The following is a 20,614-nucleotide window of genomic DNA, read 5'->3' on the forward strand; positions in this document are numbered from 1 at the left end:
CAGACTCAGAAAATGCGTCGGTAGATCTTGATACATTAAAACGCTGCGGCAGGTATCCAGCTCGCGGTTACAGCGGCACTTGTAGAAAATGCCGGGATTTTTTTTGCCAGATCTTCGATTGTTTCGACCTTGGCATCCCGCAACTGCTTTTGTGTTACCAGAACAGGCTCGACAACAACTTTGCTCGGAACCTGTTCACCGGCAATCTGAAGAGCGGCAGCTCGAACCGAAACCGCCCCGACCACGGCCGGATTCGTGGCAGCTGTTGCAACCCATGGACTTCCGGGCTCGACGATTTCCTGAATGTCGGCCGTGGAGATATCTGCCGAATAAATCTTGACCTTGTCTGAAAGGCCGAGATCGGCTGCTGCGAGCTTCACGCCACGCGCAAATTCATCGTAAGGCGCAAACACGACCGAAATGTCCGGATTGGCGCGAAATATCGCTTTGGCTTGATCGGCAGTTGCCGTCGCGGTGGTGTCACTGACCGTTCCAAAACGGGCCTTTTCCACGATGCCCTTGTTTTCGCCGCGGACCTTGTCCCAAATTTCATTGCGACGATCCAGCGGTGCAAAGCCCGCAACGTATGCGTAGCCAGCATTAAAGCTGCTGCCGTTATCCTTCAATGCTTGCTCCAGCGCCAGTTCGGCCAGCCTGTGGTCGGACTGTTCGATCTGCGAGACTTTCGGGTTGTTGAGATTGACGTCGAAAGCCACGACCTTGATGCCTTTATCAAGGGCTTGCTGCACAACATCCGTCAAGGATTCAGGTTGCCCATGGTCTACGATGATGGCCTGAACGCCGAGATTGATGGCCTGCAGAATCTGCTCCCGTTGCTGAGCCGCATCCTGACGTCCTTGAAACACCCGCAAGTCCACGCCGAGCGCTTTTGCCTGCGCGACTGCACCCGCCTGATAGGCCTGAAAGAAATCGCCTGCTGAAATATATCCGATGAGAGCAATTTTTACGCCGCCCTTATCGAAAGGCGCAGGGGCACCGGAAAGCCCTTCCGCTTGCGCAGCACCAGCGAGCGGCAACAATAAAGAAAATAGCGCCGAAGCTACGAAAACAGGTCTGACTGACATAGTACTTCCTCTTGATGATCCGACTGAAATTCTCTGAACAAATCAGACCATAAAATCGATTATATAGATGGACTATTTTGTACCAATTTATGCGGTCGGCTGGGTTTTCTTTGTTTCGCCGAGACCGCCATACAGAACGTTTTACTTCAGGACCAGAGACCGGATTGGAAACGCCCTCCCCTCGCACGATCTGGGCACTCGCAGGATGGAAATATATTCCATCGTTTCAACGCACTATAGAAACCGTATCCTTGTTTGTTCGAACAGGAGGATTACGACACTGGATCGTCATTCACAGGCGTTCCCATTATGCCAATCCTCGACATACAAAACATCTCCTTAGCATTTGGTTCGACCAAGGCACTCGTGAACGCCAACCTTACAATGGAGGCTGGTGAAGTCGTTGCGCTGATGGGCGCAAATGGCGCTGGGAAATCGACGCTGGTCAAAATCCTGTCGGGGTTATATCGCCCCGATGCCGGAAAAATATTGTGGCAGGACGCGGAATTTGCGCCGAAAACGCCAGCGGAAGCGGCGGCAAGGGGCATCGTCACCGTTCACCAATCCACCGATGTCGTCGGCATTCCCGGCCTAACTGTGGCCGATGCCTTGCTTCTCAATCACTTCGTCGATGGGCGACATCCGTTTTTCCTGTCACGAACATCCATCCGCAAAGCCGCCTCGAAAATTCTCGCCGACGCCGGTTTCGATCTGCCGCTGGATCGGGATTTCGAAGACCTCAGCGCCGCAGACCGACAGTTGCTGGCAATCGCCCGTGCCTTGGCCAACAAAGCGCGCCTGCTCATTCTTGATGAGCCCACGGCCAGCCTCTCCTCTCGCGAATCCCTACGGCTTTATGACCTTGTTCGCGGGCTGAAACAGCGCGGGATCAGCGTCCTTTATATCTCCCACCGCACAGCCGATCTGGCAGCGCTGGCAGATCGGGTGGAAATTCTGCGCGGCGGGCGCAATGTGGGCTCGTTCACGCAGCCCATTGATTTCGATGCAGCTATTGAAACCATGATCGGTCGTTCCCTCAGTTCTGCAAGACCGGATCGCCGCGAGAGGTTTGGCAAGACCGTACTCGACCTTCAAAATGTGAGGCTTCTGCCTGGTGCCAAGCCGTTTTCGCTTTCAGTGCGGGAAGGTGAGGTCGTGGCCATTACCGGCGTTCTGGGCGCTGGCAAAAGCCGGTTGCTGTCATCACTCTTCGGACTTGGTGCTTTTGCCGAGGGAACGGTATCACTGGATGGTAAACCCTATGCGCCACTCAGCCCCACCGGTGCGATCTCATCTGGTGTCGCCATGGCGGCGGAGGACCGGCACCGCTCGTCCTTCATCCATGCAGACTGGCCGGGCGAAAGCATTGCCGCAACCATCAGCCTGCCGCATCTGAAGACTTGGTACCCTTCCGGCTTCCTGTTTTCCAACCGCGAACTGAAGGAAGGTGATGATGCGATCAAGCGGCTGGCGATCAAGGCGTCCTCCGCTTCCGCCTCCGTCTGGTCTCTGTCCGGCGGCAATCAGCAAAAGACGGTCATTGCCCGCTGGGAAGCAGAACCCAGCCGCCTGCTGTTGCTGGATGAGCCGTTTCAAGGCGTGGATGTCGGTGCGCGGCAAGACATTATCGCCACCATTCGCCGCCATTCGCAGCGCGCCACCCTGATTGCGACGTCCGACCCGGAAGAGGCATTCGAGGTCGCCGACCGGGTTCTGGTCATGGAACATCACACCCTTCTCGAAAGCCGGCTTGATGCGGACGCAACGCAGCCTGACAAGGAACTTGCCTGATGGTCGATGGCACGGAACAGATCGTTGAAAAGCCAACCTATCCTGCAACAGCCGAAAGCTTCAGAAACGCCATACGGCGCGGTGCGGTCTTTCTGCTGCTTGCGGCTCTTGTCATGGGGTTTTCGATAGCGCAACCCGCCTTTATCAACATCAACAATCTGATGAGCATTCTGCAGGCGGTTTCCGTCGTCGCCATCATCGGCGCGGGCGTCAGCGTAACGCTGGCCATCAATGGTTTCGACCTGTCGGTGGGCGCCGTTGCCGCATCAAGCGTCATGGCGGCCAGCTATCTGATGATCGTTTTGGGGTTGAATGCTTACCAGACGGTGCCGCTGGTGCTGGCTTTCGGCGCACTTGTTGGCCTTGCCAACGCCTTCCTCATCGTCAAGCTCAAGGTACCAGATTTGCTGGCAACGCTTGCCACCATGTTCCTGCTGACCGGTCTTCAGCTCATTCCAACGGCAGGCCGCTCCATCTCCGTCGGTCTCATTCTGCCGGATGGATCGACCGCGACGGGCAAATACGATCCCACCTTTCTCACCATCGGTCGTTCCAGCCTGTTTGGCCTCATCCCTCTGCCGGTCATCCTCATGGTCATCGTCGCCGTCATCCTCTTCATCCTGACGGAGCGGACACGGCTTGGGCGGCTGATCTATGCGACCGGTGGCAATGAGACGGCAGCGCGTCTGGCGGGCGCGAATGTCGATCGCATCAAGACCTTCGCCTATGTGCTGTCCGGCACGCTTGCGGCACTGGGCGGCATCATTGTCGCGGCCCGTGTCGGTCGTGGAGACGTGTCTTCGGGCGCATCGCTGCTGATGGATTCCGTTGCAGCCGCATTGATCGGCTTTGCGGTTCTGGCGCTGCGACGTCCCAATGTTCTCGGCACGGTCGTCGGAGCTGTATTCGTCGGCGTGCTGCTCAACGGTCTCACCATGTTGAACGCGCCTTATTACACGCAGGACTTCATCAAAGGGGCCGTTCTCGTCAGTGCCTTGGCGCTAACCTACGGCGTTGCGGGCGCGAAAAACTGATCCTCTCAACCCTCATCCAACGAAGTGGACATCATGTTCAAAATCCTCAAAACATTTGCAGTCGCCGCCGTCTCCAGCGCCGTCTTGGCCACCAGCGCCCTGTCCGCCGGCATTGCGGGTGCGCCTGCGCCGTTCGACAAGAAAACGGTGAATGTTGCCGTCATCAGCTTCCTCGGCAGCGGCGATTGGCTTCAAGCCTTCGAGGCTGGCGTCAAGCGGCAGGCCGATGCACTCGGCATCAACCTCACCGTCTCGCAGGCCCGCAACGATAATGACGCACAGCGTAATCTGGTCGAGCAGGCGATCAATCTTGGCGTGGATGGCATCGTCATCAACAATGGCCGTCCGGAAGTGCTGAAAGACGTGACCCAGAAGGCGCTCGACAAGGGCATCAAGGTCGTCGCTTACGACGTGAACCTCGACAACCCGCAGATTCCACAGATTGAACAGAGCGATAAGGACATGGCCAAGCTCGTTCTGGATCAGGCGATCAAGGACAATGGCGATGGTTTCGTTGCCGGTGCGGTATATGTTGCGGGTTTTGCACCGCTGGACCGCCGTTACGCGGTCTGGAAGGACCTCGTAGAAAAGCACACGCTGACCGAAAAAGCCGTTTGGGGCGTCGTCAACGACACGGTGCCTGCGTCCGTCGCCGACCAGACCAAGGCCATTTTGCGCGCCAACCCGGATATCAAGGTCATCTTCACACCGTGGGATGAGTTCGCCAAGGGCGTAAAACTTGCCGTTGATGAACTCGGCCTTTCAACGCAGGTGAAGATTTACGGCGTCGATATTTCGACCGCCGATATCCAGCTTATCACCGAGCCAGACAGCGCCTGGGTGGCGACGGCGGCAACCAACGCCGCCGTGGTGGGCGAGGTCTCGGTGCGCGCCGTTTCGCTCGATATCGCCGGTCAGTCCCCAGGAAAATCGGTTCTCCTCCAGCCGACCCTCATCACGCGTGACGATCTGGTGAAAAACAATATCGGCACCATCGAGGAGCTTCAGCAGAAGTTTCCGGCCTTCCTGAAAAGCGATGCAGCCACCGCAAGCTGGATACCATCCGCCACGCATTGAGGCCTGCGACCTATCCGGCACCGCGTCCTGCGCGGTGCCTATTCCGTTTCCAGCATCAAGAGACAGACATGACCAGCCCAGACCTGCCAAAGCCCGATTTCGCCCGCAACATGAAGCTCATCGGCCACAGCGATATCGGCGGCAGGGGCGACGGGCTGCAATTGATGGTGCATCGCGGCTATGCCTATGTTGCCCATCCATGGTCGCAAGGGTTTTCGATCGTGGATTTGCACGATGCCAAACATCCAAAGACCGTCAATTATGTGCAGGCTCCACCCAACACGTGGAACATCCATCTTCAGACGCATGACGATCTCTTGCTCGTTATCAACGCGCTTGATCTCTTCGCCGATGTAGAAAGCTTCACCGACGAAAAGGCCTATTACACCAAGTCCGTCGGTGAAACCGTGGCTGCTGAAAAGCGGCAGCGCAGTTGGGCAGCGGGCATGAGCGTGTTCGATATCTCCACGCCAGATCGCCCGAAAAAGATCGGCCAGCTGGATGTTGATGGCGTCGGCCTCCACCGCATCTGGTATGTGGGCGGGCGTTATGCCTATGCCTCAGCCCTTCTGGATGGATTTTCCGATTATATCTTCGTCACCATCGATCTTTCCGATCCCACCAAGCCTTTCATCGTCGGACAATGGTGGCTGCCGGGCATGAACCTTGCGAAGGGTGAGACACCGGACTGGGGTGAAGGAAAACGTTATGCCCTGCATCACGCACTGGTTCACGGCACCACGGCCTATGCCTGCTGGCGCGATGGCGGCCTGACGCTGCTCGACATCTCCGACCATTCGGCCCCCAAGCTGATCAAGCACCACAACTGGTCGCCACCCTATGGCGGCGGCACGCATTCTCCGCTGCCATTGCCGGGCCGCGAGCTGCTGGTCGTTGCCGATGAGGCGGTGTTGGACAATGAAGAGGACGGGCGAAAGCATACATGGGTGTTCGATATTCGCGTGCCGGAAAACCCTGTCAGCATATCCACCTTCCCTATTCCCAACGAGATCGACTACACCAAAAAAGGTGGCCATTTCGGCCCGCATAATCTGCACGAAAACCGGCCCGGTTCGTTCGTATCGGAAACCCTGATCTTCGCGACATGGCAGAATGCGGGCATTCGCGCTTTCGATATTTCCGATCCGTACCATCCCATTGAGACCGGCGCTCTGGTACCGGCAGGCCCAACGGTGATGACCGACCGCAGGGCCGGACGCCCAAAGGTTATTCAGTCTGCGGATGTTTTTGTGGATGCCTCTGGCCTGATCTACGCAACAGACTACAATGCCGGGCTGGAAATCATAGAATACGGCGATTGATGGAATGTCCAAAAAAGAAATTCGCCTGAACGCCTTCAGCATGAATTGCGTCGGCCATATCAACCACGGCCTTTGGACCCACCCTCGGGATCGCTCAACGGACTACAAAACAATTGGTTACTGGACGAACCTTGCGCAAACGCTAGAGCGCGGCCTGTTCGATTCCATTTTCCTGGCCGATATTCTCGGCGTCTATGATGTCTATGGCGGCTCCGTCGATGTGCCGCTGCGCGAATCGGTGCAATTGCCGGTCAACGATCCGATGATGCTGGTCTCTGCCATGGCAGCCGGGACCAGGCATCTGGGTTTCGGCGTTACTGTCAACGCCAATGCCGAACCGCCCTATCTTTTCGCTCGCCGCATGTCGACGCTCGACCATCTCACCGGCGGGCGCATGGGCTGGAATATCGTGACCGGATATCTCGACAGCGCCGCCCGTGCCATTGGCCAGAGCGCCATGACCGGACATGACGACCGTTACGATCAGGCAGATGAAGCGCTGGAACTGCTCTACAGGCTTTGGGAGGGCAGTTGGGCGGACAATGCTGTGCGCGCCGACAAGCAAGGCCGCATCTATGCTGACCCCGCCCGCGTCCGTTCCATCGATCATCAGGGCATATTCTACCAGTCGCAGGGTTACCACCTGAGCGAACCATCTCCCCAGCGCACGCCGGTGCTGTTTCAGGCGGGAAGTTCGGAACGCGGAAGAGCTTTTGCGGCACGCCACGCCGAATGTATCTTCATTTCAGCCACGGATCGCACAGCCGCGCAAAGAACATCGCGACTGTTGCGGGCGGAAGCCGTGAAGGCAGGACGTGCACCTGATGATATCAAGATTTTCGTCGGCATCAGCGTCATTCCGGGTTTGACCGATAGCGAAGCACAGGAAAAACATGCCGATTATTGCCGCTATGCCAACCCGGAGGCAGGCCTTGCGCATTTTTCGGCTGGGTCCGGCATCGATCTTGAAAGCCTTGTCCTTGATGACCCGATCATCAAGGACAGCGGCAAAGGCAACGCCATTCAATCCGGCGTTCAGACGGCGCGGGAACGCGGCTGGACGAAGCGTCATCTGCTGGAAAGCCTTGCCCTCGGCGGGCGCTACCCAACGTTCATTGGTTCGCCGGCTACAATTGCGGATGAGCTGGAAGCATGGATTGATGACGGCGAGATCGACGGGTTTAATCTGACGCGCACGGTGGTGCCGGAATGCTACGAGGATTTTGTCGATCTCGTGATCCCCGAGCTTCAATCACGCGGACGCTACAAGACCGGCTATCAGGAGGGAACCCTGCGCAGCCGCCTGTTCGGCCGGGGTGACCGATTGGCAGAACCGCATGTGGCGGCACAATGGCGCTTTCCATCCGACGTTTGACGAGGACATGCCCGGACACAAATCCGGGCATGTGTTAAAGATTAGACCGCTTCGTCGTGCGACGGTTTTTCCCACAGGTTAATACCGCCTTCCACCGCATAGCGGTCGATCTCGGCAAGCTCATCCGCCGTAAAATACGGATTTTTCAGCGCCGCAACATTTTCCTCGACCTGCTTTGCCGAGCTTGCGCCGATCAGAGCAGACGTCACGCGCTTGTCTCGAAGAACCCAGGCGATGGCGAGCTGCGCCAGTGACTGCCCGCGTTGGTGCGCGATCTCGTTCAGCGCCCGTGCCCGCTTGATATTCTCTTCCTTCAAATGCTCCGGCCGCAGGAAATCCCCGCCGGGACGGTTGACGCGCGCATCCTGCGGAATGCCGTTCAGATATTTGTTGGTCAGCAAGCCCTGCGCCAGTGGCGTAAACGCAATCACACCAGCGCCAACTTCATCCGTCGCATCCAGCAGGTCTTTCTCTACCCAGCGATTGAACAGATTGTAAGCGGGCTGGTTGATGAGCAGCGGCGTGCCACGCTCATTCAAAAGCGCTGCAATCTCGCGCGTCTTGGCACCGGAATAAGAGGACACGCCGACATAGAGCGCCTTGCCCTGCCGCACGGCCTGCGCCAGCGCATCCGCCGTTTCTTCCAAAGGCGTTTCGGCATCGAAACGGTGGGAATAGAAGATATCGACATACTCCACACCCAGCCGTTTCAGGCTCTGGTCAAGGCTGGAGAGCAAGGCTTTCTTCGACCCGCCTCCGCGACCATACGGCCCCGGCCACATATCCCATCCGGCTTTGGTGGAGATGATCAACTCGTCGCGATAGGCGGCGAGATCCTGCTTGAGGATATTTCCGAAGTTGATCTCCGCGCTTCCTGCTGGTGGGCCGTAATTGTTGGCTAGATCGAAATGGGTGATACCCAGATCGAAAGCCTTGAACAGGATCGAGCGCTGCGTTTCGAGTTGCGTGGTATCGCCGAAATTGTGCCACAGACCGAGAGAAATCGGCGGCAGCTTAAGCCCGCTGCGGCCTGTCCGGCGAAACGGGGCCTCTTCGTAGCGGTCGGGTTTGGGAAGGTACGTCATGCTGTCTCTCCTGAGAGTGATAAATCATATAGCGCCGTGGCGCGGCGGCAGGGTGCCGTTGAGATAGAAATTGCCGATATGGTGGTACTTCCAGCGGACCGGATCGTGCAGCGAATGGGTGCGGGCATTGCGCCAGAAGCGATCGAGGCCAAAGCTTTCCAGCGTCGAGCGCGCGCCGCCGAGTTCGATGAGTTTGGTCGAGGCCAGTTGCGCCACCTCCGTCCCCAACGCCTTCACTTCGGCCACTGCGATGGAGGCCGCTGCAACGGTTTTCTCATTCGGTGAAGCGGTGGCTTCATCGAGAATGCGCCCTGCCCTTGCCAGTAGCGCATCGGCTGCGTGAACCCGGATCGCGACATCGCCTACCAAGTGGATGGTGTGTGGGTCCTCATATCCATGCTCGATATCCAGTTCGAAGAACGGGCGAGCATGGGCGCGAACGTAGGAGACTGTTTCGGAGAGAGCACCACGCGCGATACCCACTTGAACGGCGGCATGGATGATCTGCGCAAACGGCCCCATCGTGGTCGGCCGTTCAAACACGCCCTGCTGATCGACCACCTGAAACGGCGTAATCTCCACATCATCGAAGGTCACACTGCCGCTGCCGGTGGTGCGCTGGCCGAACGAGGTCCAGTCGTCGATGAGGTTGAGGCCTGCCGTCGAGCGATCGATGAAAACGATGTTCACACGCTCATCCGGCCCCTTGGCAACGGCCACGATGATGTGAGCGAACAGCGAGCCGGTGGAATAGAACTTCTGCCCGTTGAGCAGCAGCTTTCCATCTCTGTCTACGAAATGCGTCTTGTAATCGACGGGCGTTTTCGTGCCGATTTCGGTGAATGCATTGCCCAGCCGGTCACCATCCAGAACGCGCTGGAAATAATGCTTCTTCTGCTCTTCACTGCCTGCAAGCCTCAGTGCTTCCACCATGTAGAAATGGTTCTGCGGTATCTGGCCGATGCTGCCATCGGCAGCCGATATGATGGCGGTCACTTCCGCCAGCGTCACCGCAGATACCTCCGCCCCGCCATATTGCTTCGGCACGGTGATGGCCCAGAGGCCGCTTTGCGAGAAGCGCTCGATCTCCGCCAGCGGCAACCGCCGCTCCCGGTCGCGCTCCGCTGAGCCTACGGCAAATTCGCGCGCCAGTTCCTTGGCAATGGCGATAGCCTCGTCATCACTCTTGATGACGTGCGCAAGCTTCTGCCGTGGCGGCACATGCGGCGCTGGCCTGCCCGCCGTCAATGCGGCCTGCCGATGCAACGTTCGGTCCGTTGTCGTCATGTCATCGAACCTCAGTTCCAGGCGTGGCGCGGCGGATGCGCGCCGTTGAGGTAATAATTGCCGACATGGTAGAACTTCCACCGGACGGGATCATGCAGCGTATGAACGCGGGCATTGCGCCAGTGGCGGTCCAGCCCATGTTCGGCAAGTGTCGAGCGCGTTCCCGCCAGTTCGAACAGCTTGTTGGTCGACAGGATCGCAATTTCCGTGGTCAGAACCTTGGATTCACCGGTCTTGATCGTCGCTTCCGACACCGTTTCTAGCGTGGAATTGGCCCTGGCAATATCGATGCTGCGGCCTGCGATTTCCAGCAGTGCCTCGGCGGCATGCAGCTTGATTTTCAGATCACCGATGGCAGCAATCGTGAACAAATCCTCGTTTGCCTTCTGCTTGCCACTGTCTATCCACGGGCGGCTATAGGTGTTGATAAATGAAATCGTGTCGTCAATCGTGCCGCGCGCAATGCCGGCATCGATGGCCGATTGAATGATCTGCGAGACGGGGCCGCCAACCGTTGGATGATCGAAGGAAGTCACCTTCAACGCCCGCGCTTTTGGCACACGCACATTCTCGATCTTTACCGATCCTGACGCCGTGGTGCGCTGGCCGAAGCTCGACCAGTTGTTGGTCACCGTCAGGCCGGGCGCATCCCGGTCGGCAAAGACGAGATAGCCTTGGCCGGTCTCATCGACACCGACGATGGGGACGATGTGGGCCAGCAACGCGCCCGTCGTGTAAAATTTTTCTCCGTTGACGATAACATCGTCGCCATCGTGAACCACCCTGGTTTCGAAATCCGCCACCGTCTTGCTTTTCAGCTCGGAGAAGGCGTTGCCGTAGCGAAGGCCCTGAAGCGCCCAACCGAAGAACAGTTTCTTCTGCTCTTCCGTCCCATCCAGATCGACCGTTGCGATAATGGCGAGATGGTTCTGGGTTGTCTGGGCAATGGCGGGGTCGGCAGCGGCAATAGTGGCGATGACCTTGGCAAGCGTGGCATAGGAAACTTCCGGTCCGCCATAGGCTTTGGGGACATTCATGCTCCAAAGACCGCTTTGCGAATAATCATCCAGCTCCGTCACCGGCAAAAGCCCTTCCCGGTCGCGCAACGCAGCACCCACCTTGAACTTTTCGGCAAGACGCTCGGCAATCTCGATGGCCTCGGCGTCGGAGCTGATAATGTGGGCTGGAACCGAAGGGCGAGGTCTCGGCGCTACCGGATCTGTGGAATTAACGCGCGGGTGGATGTTGAAATCGATTTTGGTCTCGGAAATCGTGCCCATGCAGATGCCTCACAAACGGGTTAAATCGGCGTGGCAGAGCATCGCACAGGCGCGCGTTCTTGAAAGTCATTCTATGTTTTTAATATAGTAAGATGTGGAAGCTTTTTCTTCCACGGTGTCGATACAGGGTATGGACGCTCTTTCTCTTCATCGCCGCCAGCCCGTATCGTCGCGGGACAAAATTGTGGAGTCGATGATGAGCAAACCCATCCGTTTCAATGCGTTCGATATGAACTGCGTTGGCCACCAATCCCCCGGCCTGTGGGCGCATCCGCGTGATAAATCATTGACATACAAGGACCTGGACTATTGGCAGGACCTGGCCCGCACACTGGAACGCGGCATCTTCGATGGCATCTTCATCGCTGACGTGATTGGCTATTACGATGTCTACAAGGGCTCCAACTACCATGCCATTCACCAGGCAGCGCAAATCCCCGTCAACGATCCGCTGCAACTGGCAGCACCCATCGCGCTTGCGACGGAGCATCTGGGCATCGGGATCACCGCTTCTACGTCATTTGAGCATCCATACACCTTTGCACGTCGGCTCTCCACAGCCGACCACCACACGAAAGGCCGCATTGGCTGGAACATCGTCACCTCCTACCTTGAAAGCGGTGCCAAAAACATCGGCGAAGGCGGTTTGCGCCGCCATGACAACCGTTACGAAGTTGCCGCCGAATATGTCGAGGTGCTCTACAAACTCTTCGAAGGCAGCTGGGAAGAGGGTGCGGTTTTGCGCGACCGGGAAAGGCGCATCTTTACTGATCCGTCGAAGGTCCACGAGATCGGCCACAAGGGCAAATATTTCGATGTTCCCGGCTATCACCTGAGCGAGCCATCACCGCAGCGTACACCGGTTCTCTATCAGGCGGGTGCGTCCGGGCCAGGCAAGGCATTCGCGGCGGAACAGGCCGAGTGCATCTTCGTGGCGGCCCCGACGAAGTCAGTGCTCAAAGCCCATGTGGCGGATATGCGCAAACGCGTGGCGGAAGCCGGGCGCGACCCGAAGAAGGTCTATATCTATACGCTGATCACCATCATCACCGATGAGACCGACGAAAAGGCCCAGAAGAAATTCGAGGAGTACCAGAATTTCGTATCCTATGATGGCTCGCTGGTCTTTATGTCCGGTTGGAGCGGCATCGATTTCGGACAATATGCGCCAACGGATACGGTCAAGAAGATCGAAACCAACGCCATACATTCCTTCGTTGAGCATGTCGCGGGCGGGGATAAGTCTTGGACCATCGATGAGCTGGCGAAATTCGGCGGCATCGGCGGACTTGGCCCGGTCTTCGTCGGCTCTCCGTCCCGCATCGCCGATATTTTGCAGGAATGGGCCGATGACACCGATGTTGACGGCTTCAACCTCGCCTATGCGGTGACACCTGACAGTTTCGAGGATGTCGTTGGATATATCGTGCCGGAACTTCAAAACCGTGGCGTTTATCCCACCGCTTACAAGCCCGGCACATTGCGCGAAAAGCTGTTTGGCGATGGTGACTATCTACCTGCAAACCACCCCGCAGATCGGTACCGCGATATTGAAGCGTTCAAACGCGAGGAGGCCGCATTGCTTTCCCTCCAGCCGAAAGCGATTGTTTCATAGGACCAGCGGCATGGCCAGACGATGGCCATGCCGTCTTTCGCTCATCAGGAGCCGGAGGCGACCTTGACGTTGCCGCCATGGCCACCGCCGCCAAAAACCTGCGGCTTTCCGAATGAGGAACGGATCTGGTTGCGGGGACCGTCCAGGCCGATTTCAGGGAACAGCAGTTCCGAGACGCGATAGGCTTCTTCCAGATGTGGATAGCCGGAGGCGATCACCGTATCGATGCCGATATCCTGATATTCGCGCAGACGTGCCGCGATGGTTTTCGGTGAGCCGACCAATGCCGTACCTGCACCGGAACGAACAAGTCCTATGCCTGCCCACAGATTTGGCGACACTTCCAGCTTGTCGCGGCGTCCGCCATGGAGAGCGACCATGCGCGCTTGCCCAACGGAATCGGAGTTCTTGGCAAAAACCTCTTGCGCGGCAGCAATGGTTTCATCCGAAAGTTTCGAAATCAGCTGATCTGCGGCTTCCCATGCTTCCTCATCGGTTTCCCGCACGATGAAATGCAGGCGAATGCCGAAGGACACGTCGCGACCGACTGCGGCGGAGGCCTTGCGCACTTTCGCTACCTTTTCGGCCACCTGTGCCGGCGGTTCGCCCCATGTGAGATATTTGTCGATGATGCCAGCCGAAAAATCGATGGCCGCATCGGAAGAGCCGCCGAAATAGATCGGCGGACGCGGTTCCTGGACAGGCGGAAGGCCAAGTTGGGCATTGTGCGCCTGAATATATTTGCCTTCCAGATGCGCGCTTCCAGTTTCTATCAAGGTGTTGAAAACCTGGAAGAACTCGTCGGCATGCGCGTAACGTTCGTCATGTGGCAGGAAGACGCCGTCGCCTGCCAGTTCCTGCGCACTACCGCCAACCACGATATTGAGAAGAAGGCGACCATTCGAAACGCGATCCAGCGTGGCGGCAAGACGTGCATAATAAGCCGGAGATGCAACGCCCGGACGGATGGCAACAAGGAATTTGAGATTTTCCGTATATGCGGCCAGATTGGCGGCGAGAATGAAGGATTCCTCGCAGGCCACCCCGGTTGGGATCAGCACGCCCGAATAACCGAGGCGATCCACCGCCTGGGCGATCTCACGGAAATAGCCTGGGTCGGAGGCACGGGCAAGGTCGTCCGAACCGAGATAGGAGCCGTCCCCCGAGGTTGGGATGAACCACAGGAAATCGAGGGGCTGTTTTGTGTTTGGCATGGTGGGCATCCTTCTTGTCGATTAAACCGCCAGACGGCGAAAATTTGGATCCAGATTTGGGTGAAGCGGCGTTTCCGGCAGGGGCGTGACGACAGACTGGAGGGCTGACGCCACCTGCTGCGCTACGAACACGGCGTGTTCAGTCACCTGAGGAAGCCCCATGAGCTCTCCGAACGTGCCACGGGCGAGCGGACCTGCGACGAAAAGGTTATCAGTGGGTGCGCCATGATTGCCGAGGACACGGGCATCGAGATCACAAGCGATCCCAAGGCCGGTCTTGCAAAGGCTGAGATGTCCAGCTTCGGCCAGAGCCGCCAAAGAGGGTTGGGATTGCAAAATGCCCTCATGGGCCGGACCGGTCGTCACCACGATGGCATCGAAGATTTGCTCTTGATCATCCGGCATATGGCGCGGCGAAAGTGTCACGCGGAAGCGTGCGCCCTCCGGCACCACCCGTTTCAGCCTCGCCGCGGCGATGGCCAAACGATCATCGGCGATGGCTCGGTCAAGCGCGTCCTCCACCTGCGGTGCGATGCGGAAACGATGCGCATCCCAGAACGGGCGAGCCAACCGCACGATGCGACGACGTTCCGCCACTGGCAGCGCACGCCAGATGGCGAAGGCCTGCCCGCGCACGGCATCAAGAACAGCATGCCACGTCAGCCCATCGGCCTTGGCCTCTTCAATGCTGCGGCGAATGACGCGCAACAAGGCAGAGGCGCGCAAAGAGGGCTTTGACGAGAAATCACCGAAGGGCTCCTGCGCCGCCGGTGCGTGTCCCCGCGAACGGAGACCGCGACGGGAGACGGATGTGATCTTGCCCCTATGTTCGCGCTTTTCCAGGGCTGCCACCACGTCTGCGGCCGTCAGCCCGTTTCCAAGGATCAGCACATGGTCTTCGGTGGCGATTGGTGCGAGTGCTGCTGGCACGGTGACATCAGCAACGAGCTTCGGGTGATCTTTGAAAGGCAGCAACGGCCGCAGCAATCCCGGTGCCGGGTGGCTGACCGCCAGCACCACGAATTGCGCGCGCAAAGCACCATTTTGGCTATCGGCGATGTCCCAATCCTGCCCTGAAGGCACGATTGAAACGACCTCGGCCTTGCGATGCTCCACCGCGCCAGATGACAATAGTGATGCGATTTCTGCCTCGACATAGTCCCCGAAGACCTGACGGCGCGGATAGGGTTGGCCATCACGTCCAATGAGTGCCGCATCCGTTACATGTTCATCGGTCGTCGCAAGATAGCGCAGGAAGCTTTCGGCATCGTCCGGATAAAGGGACATCCGCTCGGCTGGCACGTTGATGCGGTGTGCGGGTTCCGCCGTGCTATAGGCAAGACCCGCGCCTAGACGGCTTCGAGGCTCAAACACCACGATCCGCGCTTTGCCTGCGCTGAGCGCGCTCAAATGAAGCGCGAATGCGGCACCGCTGAATCCACCACCGATAACAGCGACCACCGGCAACTCAGAGGCTGAGGACATGTCACGCTCCAAAACGATGCCGATCTCTGGAATTGAGGGACGGATGCGCATCCGGCACAGGGTTTCTCCATGAACGCGAAAAATTCAGCTCGATTGTCGCCCCAGACGGCATTATCGTCAATAAATTCAGTCGCATAAGTTTTCCATTTATGGACAGAACCGTGAAAGCTTTAACTCCGGGATGGCGCTGAGGTAGCAAACTGCACCACTCGCGCTTTCCGCACACTGTGCATCATCACACAGGCGACGCATGTTTGCCCTCTGAAAGCGAAAGCGCCAGAAGCTCTGAAAGATGTTTACGAAGAGAAGCAAATGCTGGCGATGTCCGGTCACGCTTACGCGGTATATCCACCTTAACCTCTTGAAGGATACGTCCGGGAAAGGGTTTCATGACGATGATGCGATCCGCCATGATGATGGCTTCCTCAATGTCATGGGTCACGAGCAGCATGGTGGACCCGGCTTCGCTCCACAAATCCACCAGATGGTCTTGCAGGTCGGCGCGGGTCATGGCGTCCAGTGCAGAAAATGGCTCATCCAGCAAAAGCACCGATGGATCGGTGACAAGGGCTCGCGCCAGCGCGACGCGTTGAGCCTGTCCGCCTGAAAGCTCCTTGATCCAGCGTGCTTCATAGCCGGAAAGACCGATCTGCTTCAGCGCTTTTTGTATCCGGCCGCGCCGCTGTTCAGCATCGAGGGCACGCAAACCGAAGCCGATATTGTCGGCAACCGTTAGCCAGGGGAACAGTCGAGGTTCCTGAAAAACGATGTTTACCAGCGGGTCCGGTTCTTCGAGGCGCTTGTCGTTCAGGCGTATTTCGCCTTGGCTCGGTCGTTCAAGGCCTGAAAGCAGACGCAGAAGCGTGCTCTTACCGCACCCGGAGCCACCGATGACGGCAACGACCTCCCCTTCACGAACGGTCAGGGAGAATGCATGAAGCGCATGCGTTCCGTTGGGATAGACCTTTGAGAGATTGCGAATATCCAGCATCAGGCGGTTCCGCCATGCGTATCCTGCCAGCGCAGGAACGGTGCAGTCGCCAGAATGAGAATGGTATCGGTTGCCTTGCCGACAAGAGCAAAGATCAGAATGGCGGCGAGGATCTGGTCTGGTTTGCCCAGTTGCTGGCCATCTACCAGCAGATAACCAAGCCCTTCGGATGCGCCCATGAACTCGGCCGCCACAACGAACATCCAGCCAAGACCCAAACCAGACCTGAGCGCCAGCACGTAGTCAGGCAGAATAGACGGCAGCAAAATTCGCCGCACGAGATCAAAGCCGGAAAGACGGTAAACACGTCCCACCTCGACAATCCGCCGGTCGACGCCAACGACGGCACCGTAAACACCGAGATAGACGGGGAAGAATACGCCAACGCCGATCAGGGCAATCTTCGAGGCTTCGAAAATACCGAACCAGAGGATGAAGAGCGGCACCCAGGCGATGGAGGGAATGGCACGCAACGCTTGCAGCGTGGGATCGAGGATCCGTGCGAGCCTCGGCAGAAAACCTGTGAGCGCACCAAGAATGGTTCCTGCCGCAGCACCCAGCGCAAAGCCAAACAGAACCCGTTTGAGGGTAACCCATATATGTGTCAGGAGTTCACCGGAGACCAGCAGTTCCTGCACCGTTGCCAGTACTCTCGACGGCGGCGGCATCAGCCTTCCGCCGACCAGACCAGCACGGACAAGAAACTCCCAGCCTAGAATGACGACCACTGGAAACACGATGCCCACCAGCGGATGGTCGAGCACCGACAATCGGCGCTGCCGATGCTGACGTTTGCCGATGTCAGCTTGCCGCTTCGACAGCACTGTGTCCAGCAGGGCCATGATGCTTTACTGGCCCGGTGCGGGTGCGTAGCTTGCGTCGATCAGGCTTGATACCGTGCCTTTCACATCGACATCCGCCTTCACAACGCCTGCCTTTTGCAGTGCAACACCCGCCGCCTCGATGGTGTCGCGCTGTTCATCGCCGATTTTCGACTGGCTGAGATCGGTGCGTTCCAGCTGACGGGCGATCACCGCATCCGGCAGTTTCGTTGTTGCCACCAATGCGGCCTTCAGCTTTGTCGGGTCCTTGCGGGCTTCTTCACGAGCACGCTCGTAAGTTGCCAGTACACGCTTGACGATTTCGGGGTTCTCCTTGGCAAACTCTTCGCGAACGTTCAGCACGCCCCAGGTGTTGTTGGCAGCGTTACGATGGAACAGCACGTCACCGTCCTCGATCTCGGCAGATGCCATGATCGGGTCGAGACCTGCCCAGGCATCCACATCACCGCGCTTCAACGCCAGACGGCCATCGGCATGCTGAAGCAGCACAAGCGTCACATCCTTTTCCGTAAGACCGGCATCAGCAAGGGCGCGAACGAGGAAAATATGCGGGTCTGTGCCGCGCGTGACCGCAATCGACTTGCCTTTCAGCTCTTCGACTTTGGTGATGCCGGTATCTTTTCGGGTCACCAATGCCGTCCATTCCGGCTTGGAATAGACATAAACCGATTTGATGGGGTTGCCGTTGATGCGTCCGATCAGCGCTGCGGCACCTGCCGTAGAACCGAAGTCGAGCGAACTGGCATTGAGGAATTCAAGCGCCTTGTTGGAGCCGGCGGACTGAACCCAGGTGATCTTGATCCCGTCCTTTTCGAACTCCTTCTCCAGCAGTCCATCATTTTTGAGCACGAGACTGACCGGATTGTAGGTTGCCCAGTCGATACGGATTTCCGAAATGTCTGCTGCATGGGCCTGCCCCAGTGCCACCAGTCCTGCCAGTGCACCCAGCGCCGACGCAATCAATGATCTCATATCTCGATCTCCAAATTAGATGGTATAATCTCCGGCAAATTCATCTCATTTGTAATCCGCCGGCTTTCCAAATTTCAGGCGCGGAGAGGAATATCGGTCCTGTTACAATGGCTCCCCGTAGTCGGAATATCCCGACGCGGCGCTCCGCGCATTTTACTGATCGTCAGTTTCAGCATCCTTCGGCTTACGTCTTCGGCAGGCCGGGCGGGTTGGTTCGCGATTCTGGCAGGGCTTCTTCTGAAAGTTGCCAGTGCTCCAGAATCTTCGCGTAAGCACCGTTTTTGATCAGATCATTGGTCGCCAGCGTCAGAGCCTCCGCCAGACCGGACCCCTTTCGCGTGGTGATCGCCACATCGGATCTTTCCGGCCAACCGGCAGCAAGCGTGCCGACACGTTTGATGGTTTTGTCGCGTGCCGCGATGAACACCAGTTGAGCATGGGGCTGCACGATGACATCAGCGCGTCCGGCAGAAAGAGCAATGATCCGCGTTGCCTCGTCGTCGTAATATTGCAGCTCGATTGGCTTCAATCCGGCAGCAACATTCTCATCGCTCCATTTGAGAAGTATCCGCTCCTGATTGGTGCCTGCGGCAACGATGATACGAAGCCCGGCCGCATCCTTCGGCTCCTTTATCGATGTAATGCCACTATCTGCTTTTACGAAAAAACCGTGCAGCCCCTGACGATAGGTCGAGAAATCGAATTTCTCCTTTCGCTGCTCGGTCACACCAACGTTTGAAATTACGGCGTCGTATTTTCCCGATACCAGGCCCAACGGCCAATCCGCCCAAGCGACCGGAACGAGCTCGAGCTCCAGGCCAAGGCTATCCGCGATAGCCGAGGCATAATCAGGATCTGCCCCCACCACGGTTTTCGCATCAGTCGCGTAGGTGGCGAGTGGTGGCCCGCCGGCTGACACGGCAACTGTGAATTTGCCAGGCGTTACGAATTTGAAGTCTTTCGGAATGGCCGCGGTGGCATCGGCATCTTTTTCGACACGGATACGGCCCAGTTGTTCGGGCGACAAATCAAAGACATCACCGGCAGCACATGCCATGCTCGCGCTGAGCGATACCAAAGCTAGGCTGGCGAGAACTGAACGAAAACCCGATGTTGATGTCATGACGATACTTTCGTTTGAAAACGTTGAACAAAGGGTGGCGCGGGCGGGAGGATGCCTGCGCCACCGGCTGAGTGAGGCTGCCTCTCAACTCAGCTTTTCGGCAGACCGGGTGGGTTGGTGCGCGATTCCGTGATCGCTTCGGACGCCAGATTCCAGCGGGCAAGAACCTTTGTGTAATTGCCGTTCTTGATCTGCGCATTCAGCCCCGCGGTGATTGCCGCATCGATGCCGGAGCCTTTTTTCGTCGCGACCGCGATTTCCGCCGATTCAGGCCAACCACCGGAGAATGTGCCAACGAGTTTGGTTTTCTTGATTGTCGCGGCCTGATAGGCGGATGTGGCGTTGGGGCCGAGATAGACGTCTGCGCGACCGGACTGCAAGGCAAGATCGAGCACGGCCTGATCGTCGTAATATTGCACGTCTGTGGCCGCCAGGCCCTTGGCCTTGTTCTGCTCGATCCATTTCAACAGGATTTGTTCCTGATTGGTGGCAGCGCTGACGATGACTTTCAGGCCTGCAATTTCTTCCGGCTTGGTAATGCTGGTCACCTTGCTGTCAGCCGCGACGTAAAAGCCAAGCAGATCGTTGCGATAGCTGGAAAAATCGAATTTCTCCTTGCGCGCTTCGGTGACGGTGACGTTGGAAATAACGGCATCGAATTTTCCTGACACGAGACCGAGCGGCCAGTCGGCCCAGGCAACAGGTATCAGTTCGAGCTGAAGGCCAAGGCTGTCAGCCACGAGTTGGGCAATATCCGGCTCGCTGCCAATTGGGGTCTTTGCGTCATTGGCATAATCCCCTAGCGGCAGGCGCGATGGATTGGTCGCAACGGTCAGCTTGCCCGGTGTGACGAACTTGAAATCGGCTGGAATGAGTTTTGCGGCCTCTTCCACCTTCTCAACACGCACACGGCCTTTCTGCTCTCGCGAGAGGTCGATTTCCTGTGCGTGCGCCGCTTGCCCGAAGGAGAGAAACGCGGTGATCAACCCGCCACTGATGGCCGACAGCAATATCGATTTAGAAATCATTGAATGTT

The 20,614-nt window shown here is 57.6% G+C and carries 17 protein-coding genes; 6 read left to right on the forward strand and 11 right to left on the reverse strand.

The window, feature by feature from the left end:
* Positions 1 to 35: 35 nt before the first annotated feature.
* Entirely contained in the window at positions 36 to 1,085 is a 1,050-nt protein-coding gene (locus DSM25558_RS10355) for a substrate-binding domain-containing protein (protein WP_077104415.1), read from the reverse strand.
* A gap of 309 nt (positions 1,086 to 1,394) precedes the next feature.
* Here DSM25558_RS10355 and DSM25558_RS10360 point away from each other — a divergent pair, with 309 nt between their 5' ends.
* The 5 genes from DSM25558_RS10360 (at position 1,395) to DSM25558_RS10380 (ending at position 7,684) form a co-directional block, all read left to right on the forward strand.
* Entirely contained in the window at positions 1,395 to 2,876 is a 1,482-nt protein-coding gene (locus DSM25558_RS10360; protein WP_077104428.1) for a sugar ABC transporter ATP-binding protein, read from the forward strand.
* Complete coding sequence (locus tag DSM25558_RS10365) at positions 2,876 to 3,910, forward strand: ABC transporter permease (RefSeq protein WP_077104430.1); 1,035 nt, start codon at positions 2,876 to 2,878, stop codon at positions 3,908 to 3,910. Before DSM25558_RS10360 ends, DSM25558_RS10365 begins: the two co-directional genes overlap by 1 nt.
* Positions 3,911 to 3,943: 33 nt before the next feature.
* Positions 3,944 to 4,987, forward strand: coding sequence for a substrate-binding domain-containing protein (locus DSM25558_RS10370; RefSeq protein ID WP_077104543.1), 1,044 nt, complete (start codon positions 3,944 to 3,946; stop codon positions 4,985 to 4,987).
* Between the two features lie 68 nt (positions 4,988 to 5,055).
* Complete coding sequence (locus DSM25558_RS10375) at positions 5,056 to 6,309, forward strand: LVIVD repeat-containing protein (protein ID WP_077104432.1); 1,254 nt, start codon at positions 5,056 to 5,058, stop codon at positions 6,307 to 6,309.
* Positions 6,310 to 6,313: 4 nt separating this feature from the next.
* On the forward strand, positions 6,314 to 7,684 hold the full coding sequence (locus DSM25558_RS10380; protein WP_077104434.1) for an LLM class flavin-dependent oxidoreductase: 1,371 nt from the start codon (positions 6,314 to 6,316) through the stop codon (positions 7,682 to 7,684).
* 41 nt (positions 7,685 to 7,725) lie between these two features.
* Here DSM25558_RS10380 and mgrA read toward each other — a convergent pair whose 3' ends face one another.
* Genes mgrA through DSM25558_RS10395 form a run of 3 tightly spaced genes read right to left on the reverse strand, consistent with a single transcriptional unit; the run spans position 7,726 to position 11,336 of the window.
* Positions 7,726 to 8,769, reverse strand: coding sequence for an L-glyceraldehyde 3-phosphate reductase (mgrA, locus tag DSM25558_RS10385; protein WP_077104436.1), 1,044 nt, complete (start codon positions 8,767 to 8,769; stop codon positions 7,726 to 7,728).
* Between the two features lie 24 nt (positions 8,770 to 8,793).
* On the reverse strand, positions 8,794 to 10,056 hold the full coding sequence (locus DSM25558_RS10390) for an SfnB family sulfur acquisition oxidoreductase (protein ID WP_077104438.1): 1,263 nt from the start codon (positions 10,054 to 10,056) through the stop codon (positions 8,794 to 8,796).
* 11 nt (positions 10,057 to 10,067) lie between these two features.
* Positions 10,068 to 11,336, reverse strand: a complete 1,269-nt coding sequence (locus DSM25558_RS10395; RefSeq protein ID WP_077104440.1) for an SfnB family sulfur acquisition oxidoreductase — start codon at positions 11,334 to 11,336, stop codon at positions 10,068 to 10,070.
* Positions 11,337 to 11,532: 196 nt separating this feature from the next.
* Here DSM25558_RS10395 and DSM25558_RS10400 point away from each other — a divergent pair, with 196 nt between their 5' ends.
* Positions 11,533 to 12,951: an LLM class flavin-dependent oxidoreductase gene (locus tag DSM25558_RS10400; RefSeq protein ID WP_077104545.1), complete on the forward strand. Its 1,419-nt coding sequence runs from the start codon at positions 11,533 to 11,535 to the stop codon at positions 12,949 to 12,951.
* Between the two features lie 44 nt (positions 12,952 to 12,995).
* Here the strand turns inward: DSM25558_RS10400 and ssuD are convergent, their stop codons facing one another.
* The 7 genes from ssuD to DSM25558_RS10435 all read right to left on the reverse strand — a co-directional run bounded on the left by ssuD (position 12,996) and on the right by DSM25558_RS10435 (position 20,606).
* Positions 12,996 to 14,165, reverse strand: a complete 1,170-nt coding sequence (gene ssuD / locus DSM25558_RS10405) for an FMNH2-dependent alkanesulfonate monooxygenase (RefSeq protein WP_077104442.1) — start codon at positions 14,163 to 14,165, stop codon at positions 12,996 to 12,998.
* Positions 14,166 to 14,186: 21 nt separating this feature from the next.
* Positions 14,187 to 15,650: an FAD/NAD(P)-binding protein gene (locus DSM25558_RS10410; RefSeq protein ID WP_077104547.1), complete on the reverse strand. Its 1,464-nt coding sequence runs from the start codon at positions 15,648 to 15,650 to the stop codon at positions 14,187 to 14,189.
* Between the two features lie 235 nt (positions 15,651 to 15,885).
* Entirely contained in the window at positions 15,886 to 16,641 is a 756-nt protein-coding gene (locus DSM25558_RS10415; protein ID WP_077104445.1) for an ABC transporter ATP-binding protein, read from the reverse strand.
* A complete protein-coding gene (locus tag DSM25558_RS10420; protein WP_077104447.1) occupies positions 16,641 to 17,483 on the reverse strand; it encodes an ABC transporter permease in 843 nt (280 codons plus the stop codon). Before DSM25558_RS10420 ends, DSM25558_RS10415 begins: the two co-directional genes overlap by 1 nt.
* A 6-nt stretch (positions 17,484 to 17,489) precedes the next feature.
* A complete protein-coding gene (locus DSM25558_RS10425; RefSeq protein WP_077104448.1) occupies positions 17,490 to 18,455 on the reverse strand; it encodes an aliphatic sulfonate ABC transporter substrate-binding protein in 966 nt (321 codons plus the stop codon).
* 184 nt (positions 18,456 to 18,639) lie between these two features.
* Positions 18,640 to 19,578 (reverse strand): ABC transporter substrate-binding protein, encoded by a 939-nt coding sequence (locus tag DSM25558_RS10430; protein ID WP_077104450.1) that lies wholly within the window; start codon positions 19,576 to 19,578, stop codon positions 18,640 to 18,642.
* 89 nt (positions 19,579 to 19,667) lie between these two features.
* A complete protein-coding gene (locus DSM25558_RS10435; RefSeq protein WP_077104452.1) occupies positions 19,668 to 20,606 on the reverse strand; it encodes an ABC transporter substrate-binding protein in 939 nt (312 codons plus the stop codon).
* Positions 20,607 to 20,614 lie beyond the last annotated feature (8 nt).

The sequence above is a fragment of the Agrobacterium sp. DSM 25558 genome (genome assembly GCF_900100825.1).
Taxonomy (GTDB): domain Bacteria; phylum Pseudomonadota; class Alphaproteobacteria; order Rhizobiales; family Rhizobiaceae; genus Agrobacterium.

Coding starts and splice junctions, on each gene's coding strand:
- DSM25558_RS10375 (WP_077104432.1), top strand. CDS start 5,056: ATGACCAGCCCAGACCTGCCAAAGCCCGATTTCGCCCGCAACATGAAG.
- DSM25558_RS10435 (WP_077104452.1), bottom strand. CDS start 20,606: ATGATTTCTAAATCGATATTGCTGTCGGCCATCAGTGGCGGGTTGATC.
- DSM25558_RS10360 (WP_077104428.1), top strand. CDS start 1,395: ATGCCAATCCTCGACATACAAAACATCTCCTTAGCATTTGGTTCGACC.
- DSM25558_RS10370 (WP_077104543.1), top strand. CDS start 3,944: ATGTTCAAAATCCTCAAAACATTTGCAGTCGCCGCCGTCTCCAGCGCC.
- DSM25558_RS10425 (WP_077104448.1), bottom strand. CDS start 18,455: ATGAGATCATTGATTGCGTCGGCGCTGGGTGCACTGGCAGGACTGGTG.
- DSM25558_RS10410 (WP_077104547.1), bottom strand. CDS start 15,650: ATGTCCTCAGCCTCTGAGTTGCCGGTGGTCGCTGTTATCGGTGGTGGA.
- ssuD (WP_077104442.1), bottom strand. CDS start 14,165: ATGCCAAACACAAAACAGCCCCTCGATTTCCTGTGGTTCATCCCAACC.
- DSM25558_RS10420 (WP_077104447.1), bottom strand. CDS start 17,483: ATGGCCCTGCTGGACACAGTGCTGTCGAAGCGGCAAGCTGACATCGGC.
- DSM25558_RS10430 (WP_077104450.1), bottom strand. CDS start 19,578: ATGACATCAACATCGGGTTTTCGTTCAGTTCTCGCCAGCCTAGCTTTG.
- DSM25558_RS10400 (WP_077104545.1), top strand. CDS start 11,533: ATGAGCAAACCCATCCGTTTCAATGCGTTCGATATGAACTGCGTTGGC.
- DSM25558_RS10365 (WP_077104430.1), top strand. CDS start 2,876: ATGGTCGATGGCACGGAACAGATCGTTGAAAAGCCAACCTATCCTGCA.
- DSM25558_RS10415 (WP_077104445.1), bottom strand. CDS start 16,641: ATGCTGGATATTCGCAATCTCTCAAAGGTCTATCCCAACGGAACGCAT.
- mgrA (WP_077104436.1), bottom strand. CDS start 8,769: ATGACGTACCTTCCCAAACCCGACCGCTACGAAGAGGCCCCGTTTCGC.
- DSM25558_RS10355 (WP_077104415.1), bottom strand. CDS start 1,085: ATGTCAGTCAGACCTGTTTTCGTAGCTTCGGCGCTATTTTCTTTATTG.
- DSM25558_RS10380 (WP_077104434.1), top strand. CDS start 6,314: ATGTCCAAAAAAGAAATTCGCCTGAACGCCTTCAGCATGAATTGCGTC.
- DSM25558_RS10395 (WP_077104440.1), bottom strand. CDS start 11,336: ATGGGCACGATTTCCGAGACCAAAATCGATTTCAACATCCACCCGCGC.
- DSM25558_RS10390 (WP_077104438.1), bottom strand. CDS start 10,056: ATGACGACAACGGACCGAACGTTGCATCGGCAGGCCGCATTGACGGCG.